Here is an 11671-nt window from a genome sequence, read left to right as displayed (position 1 = left end):
CCCAAATCCGAGGATTTGGGGCAGTTTTGCGTCTGTTCGCGGAACTCGGCTTAGCCGAGCACCCGCTGCAGGTCCGGAACCATGGCCTGCAACTGCTGGCCCCAGTAGGCCCAGTTGTGGGTACCGGATTCCGGGAAGTTGAACACACCGTTGGTACCACCGGCGGCGATGTAGTTGTCCTGGAACGTCCGGTTGGTCTTGATGGTCAGACCTTCGAGGAAGGTGGCAGGCAGGTCGCCGCCGCCCAGCTCGTTGGGCTGGCCGTTACCGCAGTAGATCCAGAGCCGGGTGTTGTTGGCCACCAGCGTGGGGATCTGCACCATCGGGTCGTTGCGCTTCCAGCCGCTGTTGGGATCCTCCGTCGGACCCCACATGTCGTTCGCCTTGTAGCCGCCGGCATCGCCCATGGAGATGTTGATCAGGAACGGCCACCAGCCCTCGGAGGGGTTCAGGAAGCCCGACATCGAACCGGCGTAGATGAACCGGTCCGGGTGGTACGTCGCCAGGATCAGCGCGGCGGAACCGGCCATGGACAGGCCGATCGCAGCGTTACCGTTCGCCGCAACGTCGCGGTTGGCTGCCAGCCACTGCGGCAGCTCGCTGGTCAGGAAGGTTTCCCACTTGTAGGTGGTGCAACCGGCCTTACCGCAAGCTTGGTTGTACCAGTCGGCGTAGAAGCTGGACTGGCCACCAACGGGCATGACCACCGACAGGCCGCTGTCGAGGAACATCTCGAACGCGTTGGTGTTGATGTCCCAGCCGTTGAAGTCGTCCTGAGCACGCAGGCCGTCGAGCAGGTACACCGCGTGCGAACCCGGCCCACCGCTCTGGAACTGAATCTTGATGTCGCGGCCCATCGACGGCGACGGGACCATCAGGTACTCCACCGGCAGACCCGGCCGGGAGAATGCTCCCGCGGTCGCCGACCCGCCGGTCACGCCGATCAAGCCAGGCAGCATCAGCGCTGCCACAGCCGCCACCGTCATCCGGCGTGCCCAATGGCCACGAATCTTGTCAATGAAGGTCATACTGCGAATCCATCCGTTTCCGGTCAACTACGCCATTTGCGCGATCAGCGATAAGCATCGCCAAGCGACACCGCAGCGACCGAGTCGCTGCACTGTCACGCCCGCTCGCCCGAGCCGGTGCCTCTGATGAGCGGACCGAAGAATTCAGTTGTTGCGCCATGAGTAAATCACGCGTCCACGACAGGGGAAAACCCGCGGCGCGCCGCCGAACTGCACATCTGCGGATTTCAAAAAGTGATTTCGTCTTTATCTATTGCCCATCTCCGGGCGATCTACCTGGGAAAACAGCTCGACACTCGCGACCGCGCGGATGACGTTCGATGAACACCGATGCGCAACTGTTCACAACTGGTGTCCGGAGGGTTATCGGATCGTCGCCAACCGGTTTTCAAATTGCCCGGGCGGAGCCTTCGGGAGGGCCCCAATCATGGCCATACTAAAAAGTATGGTAACTTTCGGGCCATGACCTCGCCCCCCACCACGGACTGCGTCATCACTGCCGAATTCGTCACTCGACTGGCCGAGCGCGCCGGTGAAGCCGAGGAGTTGCGCCGGCTTCCCGATGCGACGGTCGCCGACCTCACCGAGTCCGGTTTCACCGAGCTCCTGGTACCCGCCCGCTACGGCGGTCAGCAGGCCGTTTTCCCGGCCATCCTGGATCCGGTACGACGGATGGCCCACGGCTGCACGTCGAGCGCCTGGACGATCGGCTTCCTGGCCCTGCACAACTGGATGCTGTCGCTGTTCGGCGAGCAGGCCCAGGAGGAGGCGTTCGCGAGCCGCCCGTTCCTCGCCCCCGCCCCACTCGCGCCGACGGGGCGCGGACTGCCGGCCGACGGCGGCATCCGTCTGACCGGCAGGTGGTCCTGGGCCACCGGCGTCATGCACGGCAACTGGATCATCGTCGCCGCGCTGTGCGGACCCGACGATGCGCTGTATCCGGCACTGGCGCTGCTGCCCATCGGCGATGTGACCGTGGCCGACGTGTGGCACACCGACGGCATGCGGGCCACCGGCTCCAACGACGCCATCGCCACCGACGTCTTCGTCCCGGAGCACCGACTGGTGAAAGTGCTCGACATCTACTCCGGTACCGCGCCAGGCGCCGGCCTCCACGACAGCGCCGCCTACCGCTGGCCGATGGTGCCCGCCCTGGCCCTGCTCGCGGCGATGCCCGCCCTGGGCAGCGCCGAGCGAGTCACCGAGATCTACGCGCAGCGTCTGGGTGAGCGCGTCCTGCCCTACGAGGGCGTCATGCAGAAGGACAAGCCGATCGCGCAGGCACATCTGGCCGAGGCTCAGGTCCGGATCCGCGCATTGCACGGCCTGCTGGCCGACACCGTCGGTGAGATCGAGGCCATCGTGACGGCCGGCGACGCAGTGGAGAAGCCCGTTCGCGCACAGGCGCGCCTGGCGGCCGCGCACATCGTCGGCGAATCGCGGACGGTGATCGCCCAGCTCCTGGGCGCGGGCGGGGCCAGCATCCATTTCCTGTCCAGCCCCCTGCAGCGGTTCAAACGCGACGTCGACGTGCTGTCCGGACATGTGGTGTTCGACTACGACACCAGCCGCGAACTGGCCGGTGCGCTGGCGCTGGGGATGAAGATCCCCCGGACCTCGATGATCTGACGGAGCTGAACTGATGCGGACTCTGTGGATAGAGGCCAGCCCAAAAGGGGACGACGCATTGTCCTCACAATTGGCGCAGGCCTATCTGGATGCCGCCGACGGGGTCGGCGAGGTGGAACGGTTCTCAGTGTGGGACGACGATGTGCTGCGCTTCGGCCGGGATGCGGCGATCGCGAAGTTCGCGCAACTGTTCGGCGAGCCGATCACCGAGGACCAGCAATCGGTATGGCAGCAGGTGCTCGGCGAGATCGAGCGAGTGCGCGGCTTCGACCAGCTGGTGATCTCCTCCCCCATGTGGAACTGGCATGTGCCGCATGCACTGAAGGCATGGATCGACATCATCGTGCAACCGGTGGCCAGCTTCACGCTCAACGAGCGCGGCGAGCATGTCGGCACCCTCGGGCAGGGAAAACCGTTGCAGCTCATCCTGACCCGCAGCAGTGCCTACGACGGGCGCCACCCTGAACTGCAGGATTTCCAGAAGCCGTATCTGGAGTACGTGTTCGGGATGCTGGGGTATGCGGTGGAGACATTGGTGGTGGAACCGACCACCCGCTGGACGCCCGCCGAGCGAGAACAGATGCGCGCCGAGGCCATCGAGTTGGCACGCGCAGCGGCCCGCTGAACAATCGCCCGACTGTCTGATGGGCGGTGTCCCGTCCCGTAGGCTGCCCGCATGCCCACCCCTCGCACCCATGGTGGCAACCGGCTGTCCGTGGACGACTGGATCCAGGCGGGATATTCACTGCTGACCGAAGACGGCTTGCAGGCCCTCAAAGTTGACCGACTCTGCGACCGGCTCGGCGTCACCAAGGGCAGTTTCTACTGGCATTTCAGCGATATGGCGGCGTACCGCGCCGCGCTGATCGAATCCTGGGGGAGTCAGCGCGGCGAAGAGCATCGCGTTTACAGCGACATCAAGGATCATCCGCCCCGTGAGCGGCTGTCGATGATGATCACCGCGTTGGTGAGCCCCCGGCACTGGAAGCTGGAGCGCACCATGCGCGAGTGGGCTCGCGCCGACGCCACCGTGGCTGCGAGCGTGGACGCATCGGACCGGCGGGTCATGCGCGCGGTGCGGCAGGCCTTTGTCGAGTTGGGATTCAGTGCCGATGAGGCCGAACTGCGTGCCGGCACCACGTTCGCGGCAGGCGTCGGCTTTCTGCAGCTGGCCGGGTCAAAACCGTTACCGCTCACCGCACCTCAGCGAGAACGCTTTCTGGACTTCATGGTCAGGCCCTGACCACGCCATACCCGCGCCCCCTGCGAGCACCGGACATCTGCGCCGTTTTGCCGTATCCATACCATACGGTGTGGTATGGAAATGGGGTGGGGTTTCCTCGGGGGCACGATCCACTCATCAGCCGGCGGCGAATGTTGACCACGACCGCCATGGGCGCGGGCGGGCTACTCGCCAGCGCCGCATTCGGTCGCGCGGACCCCGCGCCGTTCTGGCCTGACACCGACCACGACCAACCGACGCTGCCGGACTACTCCTTCGTCGGCTTCCATTCACCACGCTTGCAGAAATACGTCGATCCGCTGCCGATCCTGCCGCGTCGACCCCTGGGCGGCCAGATCATCGCCGCCGAGCACGAGCATCAATTCCACCGGGACATGTTGCCCGCTCGCAGTTGGGGTTTCGACGGGGCCAGCCACCTCGGCCCGGTCATCGAGGTAGAACGCGGCGACGATACGGTCACGACATTCGTCAACGGCCTCGGCCACCACATCCTGGCCGAGTACATCGACCATCGCGTGCACGGCGCTCGCAAGGAACACGCACATCATCCCCCGCTGGTCATCCACCTGCACGGCGCCCCGAACCGGCCCGTCGACGATGGCTACCCGACCTCGTGCATGGCGCCGGGCCAAAGTGTCAACTACTGCTTCGCCAACGAATTGGAGGCCACATCGCTGTGGTACCACGACCATTCGATGGGATTGACGCGCCTCAACGTCTACGCCGGCCTGGCCGCGCCCTACTGGATCCGCGACGAATTCGACACCGGCGCCGAGGAAAATCCCCTGGGGCTGCCGGCGGGTGAGCACGAGGTTCCGCTGGTGATCTCGGACAAGGTCTTCTATCGCAACGGCGGCATGCGCTACAACAGTGTCCGCACACCGATATTCGAGCGTCTCTGGGGTGGTGGACTGGCCGGAGACGTCATCGTGGTGAACGGCAAAGCCTGGCCGAAGTTGATGGTCGACCGTGGCGTATACCGCTTTCGGATCGTGCAAGCGTCCCAGCTCAACGACTACCGGATCAGCTTCTCCAACAGGATGCCGTTCTGGGTGATCGGCAGCGACGGTGGGCTGCTCGACGAGCCGGTGCTGGTCGGCGCATTGGACATGGCAGCGGGTGAGCGCTACGACATCCTGGTCGATTTCTCCGGCTTCGCTCCCGGCGATGCCGTGGAAATGATCAACCTGATGCAGATCTCGTTGTTCGGCCAGATGCCGGGCGGCGCCGCAGTGCGCGAGGTGATGGAGTTCGAGGCGACCGACAAGCCGGGTAGATACACCTCGATTCCCGACACCCTGCGCGGCACAGCTGGCAAACCGCCTGCACTGCCGCCACTTTCGCAACCGAGCGAAGTCTCGAACCACACACTGAACAGCAGTCTCTACACCAAAGGCCTGCTGATGTCGTGGATCATGATGAACATCGACAACCTGATGTTCGACAGCCCCGACGTCGACGAGGCCCCACAGGGCACCGTCCAGATGTGGAACCTGATCAACGCCGATGCCACCATCCAGGTACACGCAATTCACCTGCACCTCATCCAGTTCCGGGTGATCGGCAGACAGAACTACGATCATCCACGCTATGCGGTGGAGCAAGGAATGCACATCCGCGTCGGCAAGCGGTGGGCGCCGTCGGCCGAAGACTATGTGAGCGGGCCATTGCAGCCGCCCGCACCATACGAGACAGGCTGGAAGGACACCGTACGCTGCCCACGCGGTCAGATCACCCGCATCCTGGTGCGCTGGCCCACCGCCCAAGAACTCGGGTTCGACCCGGACGCGATCTTCAACGGACCTGACGGCAGTGCATTACGCGGCTATGTGTGGCACTGCCACATGCTCGACCACGAGGACCACGAGATGATGCGCCAGCTCCGCGTCATCGATCCGGCGGCCCCCGATCAGTCCATGCCCGACACGAACGGTGGGCATCATCGTCACCACCATTGAGTCTCACATCGGGGCTTGACCGGGGCTCAGGTCTGCGCCGGACTACACGCCAATACCTCGGTGATCGCCTCGCAGAACGCGGGCAGATCGCCCGGGGCGCGGCTGGTGATGAGATTGCCATCGACACAGACCTGCCGATCCACCACGGTGGCACCGGCGTTGCGAAGGTCGGTGCGGATACTCGGGTAGCTGGTCAGCGTGCGGTCGCGAACCACGCCTGCTTCCACCAGGGTCCACGGTCCGTGGCAGATGGCCGCGACGGGCTTACCCGAATTGACGAAATCGCGGACGAACGCCACGGCGGTCTCGTCGAGCCTCAACTTGTCCGGGTTCACCGTCCCCCCGGGCAGGATCAGCGCGTCGAACTGATCGACCTTCGCCTCGGCGACGGTGCGATCCACCGGAAAAGTGCCTGCCGGTTCGAGATCATGATCACGGGCCTGGATCTCGCCGGCTTTGAGCGACAGCAGCTCGACGTGGCCGCCCTCGTTCTCGACGGCCGCGCGTGGTTGTTCGAGTTCAATGCGCTCCACACCGTCGGCGGCAAGGATCCCGACCCTGCGGCCTTCCAATTCCTTTCTCATGAGAAGTCCTTTCGTTGACACCGACGGGCAGCAGTGAGCTTGGGCACCCACGCGAGGGCTACCCCGGGACGCGGACCGCAAAACGCTGAAGATCACCGGCTCAACGCTCTTGTCAGCGGCCGTAACAAAAAGTAAAGTCACTTTCAGTTTTTGATCCGCACCTCCCAGGAGTCGAGCATGGAATCATTCGTCCACCTGCGTAAAGGCAAGACCCCGAAGCGGGTGCATGCCGACCTCGACGGCCTCAAGGACGACGAACTTGGCCGCGGCGGGTTCGTCGGCCGCACCGCCAACATGTACCGGCGGAACGACCCGACCGCCTACCGCACCGTCGGCCCCCTACGCCCCACCGACGTGTTGTCCACCGAGCTCAAGCCCAGCGACGCCACCGACGCACAGGGCGGCCCGCTGCTGATGTTCTCCAACGCCGACTGCCAGGTGCTGCTGAGCCGCCGTACCGAGGAGATGCCGTTCTTCGTCCGCTACGTCGACGGTGACCTGCTGTTGTTCGTCCACAAGGGTTCAGGCCTGCTGGAGACCGAGTTCGGCCCCCTGCGCTACCGCGAGGGCGACTGGGTCTACATCCCGAAGGCCTGCACGTTCCGCCAAGTGCCCGACAGCGAGAGTACGTGGCTCATGATCCAGGCCACCGACGATTTCCGGGTTCCGCCGGCCGGGACACTGGGACGGCACTTCCCGTTCGACCCGGCGCAGGTCACCATCCCTGAACCGGCACCGATCGACGACGACGGCCGGGAGGAGTACGAGGTTCGCCTCATCCATGAAGGTGGCCCGACTTCGCTGTTCTACCAACACAATCCGCTCGACGTGGAAGGCTGGCGGGGCGACAACTTCCCGTTCACCTTCAATATCGAGGACTACACCGTCATCACCTCAGAGAGCGTGCACCTGCCGCCGACCGTGCATCTCTTCATGCAGGCCACCGGCGTGTACGTGATGAACTTCCTGCCCAAACCAGCCGAGAGCGTGCCAGGTACCGAGCGCACCCCGTGGTATCACCGCAACGTCGACTACGACGAGATCGCCTTCTTCCACGGCGGAACGCTGTACGGCATCCCGATGCCGCCCGGTCTGGTTTCCCATGCACCGCAGGGCGTTCACCACGGGGCACCCGAGAAGGCGCGGGAGCGCGCCCGCCGCAAGTTCGACGACTATGACCGGGTCGACTGGTCGGTGATCGCCATCGACACCCGACGTCGTCTCATCCCGTCCGCCGAAATCCTCGCCAACGATCTGGGGCAGCACTAGAGATGACAACTGTTGAAGCACCTGTGAAGCACGAGTACAACCGCATCCCGTATCTGGTTGCCTACCAGAACAACTCGTCCGTACGCGATGTGTACGGCGGGGTGGCCGAGCTGGTCGTGCTGGAGAGCTATCTGCTCAAGCCGAAGGACAAGCCCTCCGACACCGTTCTGGTGTTCATGCACCCCATCGGCGGCGGTGCGTACCTGCCGATGATCAATGCGCTGGCCCGCGCTGGGCACCATGTCATCTACTGCAACAGCCGGTTCCGCGGCACCGACTCGGCATTGCTCATGGAGAAGGTAGTCGAGGATCTCGGCGAGTGCATCAAGGATGCCAAGAACCGGCTCGGCTACGACAAGGTGGTACTGGCCGGCTGGAGCGGCGGCGGTTCGCTGTCGGTGTTCTACCAGCAGCAGGCGCAGAACCCCACCGTGACGGCGAGCCCCTCCGGGGACGGGCCGGACCTGACCAAGCTGGGGTTGATACCGGCCGACGGAATCATGCTGCTGGCCGCGCATATCAGCCGCCACGGCACCATGACCGAATGGATGGACGCCTCCATCCTCGACGAGCACGATCCCACCAAGCGGGACCCCGAGCTGGATCTGTACAACCCCGATAATCCGAACCAGCCGCCGTACACACCGGAGTTCCTGGAGCGTTACCACCAGGCCCAGATCGCCCGGAATCGGCGAATCACCAAGTGGGTCAAAGAAAAGCTGGCGGAACTCTCCGAAAAGGGGCGTCCCGATGACGAGTTCGCCTTCGTCGTGCACGGCACCATGGCCGACCCGCGCTGGCTCGACCCGAGCGTCGACCCGAACGATCGCAAACCCGGCACGTGTTATCTGGGAGATCCTCAGGTGGTCAACATGAGCCCGGTCGGTCTGGCCCGCTTCTGCACGCTGCGCAGCTGGCTGTCCCAATGGAGCTACGACGACGCCAACGGTGACGCGGTCAAGGCCGGGCCGGATATCGCGGTCCCCGCCCTGGTGATCGGCAACCTGGCCGACGACGCCTGCACCCCCAGCCACACCCGCCGGCTGTACGAGGCGATCGGTCATTCCGACAAGGAGATGCACGAGATCCCCGGCGCCAACCACTACTACTCGGGTCCGGATCAGCGCGGCACCCTGCGCCAAGCTGTGAGCATCTGCACGGATTGGCTGCACCGACACGGATTCGGCGGGCAGGAGCGAAGCGACCGGGGATTGGCGCAGTCGCTATGACCACCGGCGCCCTCGACGGGGTGCGGGTGATCGAGCTCGGCACACTGATCTCGGGGCCGTTCGCCGGCAGACTGCTCGGCGACATGGGCGCCGAGGTCATCAAGATCGAACTGCCGGCCACCCCGGATCCGCTGCGCACCTGGGGTCAGGCCGAACTCGACGGACACCACTTCTTCTGGACTGTGCACGCCCGCAACAAGAAGGCCGTCACCCTGGACCTTCGGACTGCTCAGGGCCGGGATCTGTTTCTCGAGCTGGTCGAGCAGTCGGACATCATCGTGGAGAACTTCCGGCCCGGCACCCTGGAGAAGTGGAATCTGGGCTACGACATTCTGCGCGACCGCAATAAGGGCATCATCCTGGTGCGGGTCTCCGGATACGGGCAGACCGGGCCGGACGCCGGCAAGGCCGGCTATGCCTCGGTGGCCGAGGCGTCGAGCGGGCTGCGGCACATGAACGGGTTTCCCGGCGGTCCCCCGCCGCGGCTGGCCCTGTCGCTGGGCGACAGCCTGGCCGGCATGTTCGCCGCCCAGGGCGCGCTGGCCGCGCTGTACCGCCGCACTGTCACCGGCGAGGGCCAGGTCGTCGACACCGCACTAACCGAAAGTTGCCTGGCGATACAGGAATCCACCATTCCCGACTACGACATCGGCGGCGTGGTGCGCGGGCCGTCGGGCACGCGGCTGGAAGGCATCGCTCCGTCCAACATCTACCAGAGCGCCAACGGCAGCTGGGTGGTGATCGCGGCCAACCAGGACACCGTGTTCCGCCGGCTGTGCGCGGCGATGGGCAGCCCGGAGCTGGCGACCGACGATCGATTCGCCAATCACGTTGCCCGGGGACGCAACCAGGATGAGCTGGACAAGATCATCGGTGATTGGGCGGCGCGGCGGCAGCCGGAAGAGATCATCGAGACCCTGTCACAAGCCGGAGTCATCAGCGGGCCGATCAACACCGTGGCCGAGGTCATGCAGGATCCGCAACTGCAGGCCCGCGGCATGCTCGCCGATCATTGGGACGAACGCGTGCAGCGCAACGTCAAGGGCCCCGGCGTCGTTCCGGTGCTCTCCGAGTCACCCGGCACGATCCGCAACGCCGGCTCAGCCCGGCCCGGCCAGCACAACGACGAGGTGTACGGCGGCCTGCTCGGGCGCAGTGCACAAGACCTGGAAACCCTGCGCGCCGAGGGGGTGCTGTGAGATGAAACTGCCCGACAAGGTCGATATCCGCGAGGTGTGCCTGCGAGATGGCCTGCAGATCGAGACGCCGATCCCGTTGTCCGCCAAGATCGCGATCCTCGAGGCCATCGTCGCCACCGGAGTACGGGAGGTGGAGGCGACGGCTTTCGTCTCCCCCTCGAAAGTGCCGGCCCTGGCCGACGCGGCCGAACTCGCACAAGAGCTCCACAGGTTTCCCGAGGTCGAGTTCTCCGCACTGGTCGCCAGCCCCAACGGCGCCAAACGCGCCATCGCCGCCGGCCTGCGTTCCATCGAATACGTGGTGTCGGCGTCGGATGCCCACTCCCACGCCAACGTGGGACGCCCCTCGGCGGAGGCCACCGCGCAGATCGCCGACATCGTGGCCATCGCGGCCGACACCGACACCTCGGTGGAGGTGATCATCGCCACCGCGTGGGACTGCCCGTTCGACGGCCCCACCGATCCGCAGCGTGTGCTCGACATCGCCTCGGCTGCAGTCAATTTCGGCGTGAACCGGATAGCCATCGCCGACACCATCGGCACCACCACCCCGCGCCGGGTCAGCTCGTTGATCGAGAAGGTCCGACCGCTGATCGGTACCCTGCCACTGGGCGCGCACTTCCACAACACTCGCGGCGCGGGCCTGGCCAGTGCCTACGCCGCCGTGCAAGCCGGGGTCACCCGCCTGGACGCGTCGGTCGGCGGATTGGGCGGCTGCCCGTTCGCGCCGGGCGCCAGCGGCAACATCGCCACCGAGGACCTGATCTACATGTTGCGCGACAGCGACATCGCCGTCGATGTCGAGCTGCCCGCAGCCATCGACGCGGCCCGCGTCGCCCAGGATGCCGTGGGCCACGAGCTTCCCAGCGCACTGCTGCGGGCCGGCGACCGGATCTTGGGCTGAGGCTGTCGATGACCGCTGCCGAGCTGGGCACCAAGGGCCGCCAGACGCGGTCGGCCATCGAGCTGGCTGCGCGGAAACTGTTCGCCGAGCGTGGCTTTCACGGCACCACCTTGTCCGACATCACCTCGGCCGCGGGCAAGAGTCCGGCGGTGTTCTATCGGTATTTCACCGACAAAGAGGATCTGCTGGCGGCGTTGGCCGAATCGTTTCTGCACGACGTCGTCGAACCGTCCGGGCTGAACCTGCACCTGCCGGACTCCCCCGACGACACCGAGTTCTTCACCACGGTGGTGACCGGCTACTGGAACATCTTCAAGCAGAACATCGGCATCATGATCGCGGTCGCCCAACTGGCGGCCACCCAGCAGCGATTCGCCGACGTCCAGAACAAGTTCCGCCGGTTCGGTATCGACATCGTCATCGCGTCGGTGCACCACGCCCAAGGGCAGGGCCACGCTCAGGGACTGCAGCCAGAACACGTGGGCGCGGCCATCGCCTTGCTGTTCGAGAACTTCACCACGGTATTCGTCGGCCATTCCGGGCTCGGCATCGAGATCAGCGATGCCGAGGCCATCACCACCCTGTCCACAATCTGGAAGAAGACCCTGTACGGCTTCTGACCTGAGAA

The 11671-nt window shown here is 65.2% G+C and carries 11 protein-coding genes; 9 read left to right on the top strand and 2 right to left on the bottom strand.

Translation table 11 applies throughout. The annotated features are described in order from the left end of the window. Positions 1–50: 50 nt before the first annotated feature. Positions 51–1028: an esterase family protein gene (locus HBE63_RS05360; RefSeq protein WP_166903829.1), complete on the bottom strand. Its 978-nt coding sequence runs from the start codon at positions 1026–1028 to the stop codon at positions 51–53. A 462-nt stretch (positions 1029–1490) separates the two neighbouring features. Here HBE63_RS05360 and HBE63_RS05355 point away from each other — a divergent pair, with 462 nt between their 5' ends. The 4 genes from HBE63_RS05355 to HBE63_RS05340 all read left to right on the top strand — a co-directional run bounded on the left by HBE63_RS05355 (position 1491) and on the right by HBE63_RS05340 (position 5858). Continuing rightward, positions 1491–2657 carry an acyl-CoA dehydrogenase family protein gene (locus tag HBE63_RS05355; protein ID WP_166903828.1) on the top strand — a complete coding sequence of 389 codons (1167 nt, stop codon included), beginning with the start codon at positions 1491–1493 and terminating at the stop codon, positions 2655–2657. Between the two features lie 13 nt (positions 2658–2670). Beyond that, the gene (locus HBE63_RS05350) at positions 2671–3282 is read left to right on the top strand and encodes an NAD(P)H-dependent oxidoreductase (protein ID WP_166903827.1); all 612 of its coding nucleotides are present in this window, start codon (positions 2671–2673) and stop codon (positions 3280–3282) included. Between the two features lie 51 nt (positions 3283–3333). Continuing rightward, complete coding sequence (locus HBE63_RS05345) at positions 3334–3900, top strand: TetR/AcrR family transcriptional regulator (protein WP_166903826.1); 567 nt, start codon at positions 3334–3336, stop codon at positions 3898–3900. A gap of 131 nt (positions 3901–4031) precedes the next feature. Beyond that, positions 4032–5858 carry a multicopper oxidase family protein gene (locus tag HBE63_RS05340; RefSeq protein ID WP_166903825.1) on the top strand — a complete coding sequence of 609 codons (1827 nt, stop codon included), beginning with the start codon at positions 4032–4034 and terminating at the stop codon, positions 5856–5858. A gap of 26 nt (positions 5859–5884) precedes the next feature. On the opposite strand, the gene HBE63_RS05335 is transcribed toward HBE63_RS05340, so the two are convergent. Further along, positions 5885–6442: a type 1 glutamine amidotransferase domain-containing protein gene (locus HBE63_RS05335; RefSeq protein WP_166903824.1), complete on the bottom strand. Its 558-nt coding sequence runs from the start codon at positions 6440–6442 to the stop codon at positions 5885–5887. Positions 6443–6619: 177 nt separating this feature from the next. Between HBE63_RS05335 and HBE63_RS05330 the strand changes: the two genes are divergently transcribed. The 5 genes from HBE63_RS05330 to HBE63_RS05310 are packed head-to-tail and all read left to right on the top strand — an operon-like array spanning position 6620 to position 11663. Then, positions 6620–7711: a homogentisate 1,2-dioxygenase gene (locus HBE63_RS05330; RefSeq protein ID WP_166903823.1), complete on the top strand. Its 1092-nt coding sequence runs from the start codon at positions 6620–6622 to the stop codon at positions 7709–7711. Between the two features lie 2 nt (positions 7712–7713). Further along, positions 7714–8940, top strand: a complete 1227-nt coding sequence (locus HBE63_RS05325; protein ID WP_166903822.1) for a S9 family peptidase — start codon at positions 7714–7716, stop codon at positions 8938–8940. Continuing rightward, on the top strand, positions 8937–10139 hold the full coding sequence (locus tag HBE63_RS05320; protein ID WP_166903821.1) for a CaiB/BaiF CoA-transferase family protein: 1203 nt from the start codon (positions 8937–8939) through the stop codon (positions 10137–10139). The genes HBE63_RS05325 and HBE63_RS05320 overlap by 4 nt, the downstream gene beginning before the upstream one ends. A gap of 1 nt (position 10140) precedes the next feature. Then, positions 10141–11043 (top strand): hydroxymethylglutaryl-CoA lyase, encoded by a 903-nt coding sequence (locus HBE63_RS05315; RefSeq protein WP_166903820.1) that lies wholly within the window; start codon positions 10141–10143, stop codon positions 11041–11043. An 8-nt stretch (positions 11044–11051) separates the two neighbouring features. After that, entirely contained in the window at positions 11052–11663 is a 612-nt protein-coding gene (locus tag HBE63_RS05310) for a TetR/AcrR family transcriptional regulator (RefSeq protein WP_166903819.1), read from the top strand. The last annotated feature ends 8 nt before the right edge of the window (positions 11664–11671 follow it).

This window comes from Mycobacterium sp. DL440, from assembly GCF_011745145.1.
Classification (GTDB): Bacteria; Actinomycetota; Actinomycetes; order Mycobacteriales; family Mycobacteriaceae; genus Mycobacterium.
Note: the sequence above shows the minus strand (reverse complement) of the source record. Positions and strands in the feature narration are given on the sequence as shown.